At 46.7% G+C, this 612-nt stretch carries 1 pseudogene; it reads left to right on the forward strand.

Features of this window, described 5'->3' with window-relative positions:
* Positions 1-612, forward strand: a pseudogene (locus tag BCAMP_RS12875) (hypothetical protein); the annotation flags it as partial.

A 612-nucleotide genomic window follows, 5' to 3' on the forward strand; every position in this document is an offset into this window, starting at 1 on the left:
GCATGAGGCTGGAAGTGGCCCATGGGTTGGTCAAGTGGTAGATAAATTACCGAATCATGTGAGCTATGTACCAAACAGTACGACCATTGACGGCAAAGTAGTCGCCGACAAAGGAATTTGGAACGAACAAACGTTGACGGTGAAAGAGCTCCGTTTAACAAACGAAACAGCAACCGCAGTGATTGCCTTTAAGGTGAAAGTAAAAGAAGAAGCCTTAAATACGACAGTTGTCAATAAAGCGGTGGCAACACCAAAAGATCCCGATGATAACCCACCCGTACCAGATATCCCAAGCGTACCGACAGTGGTGGTGCCGACAGCAGGTAAATTAAAAGCTGAGAAAAACGTCTTCAATGCCAGCAATGATGCGATTGATCACAAAGCCGTTAAAGTTGGCGCGGTCATTAGCTATCAAATTAAGGCAACGAACACATCAGCGCCAACGACGATTATTAACAAGGTGGAAATTGGCGATGCGATTCCAGCAGGACTCGTGTATCAACCAGGCAGCCTGAAAGTAACCGGAGTTGATGGCAAAGAAAAAGCGTTAACAGATGATGCGGTTACCGGTCAAAAACTAGCGACAGGTGACCTCGGGTCACTCAAAGGTGG

The organism is Brochothrix campestris FSL F6-1037, from assembly GCF_000525915.1.
In the GTDB taxonomy this organism is placed as follows: domain Bacteria; phylum Bacillota; class Bacilli; order Lactobacillales; family Listeriaceae; genus Brochothrix; species Brochothrix campestris.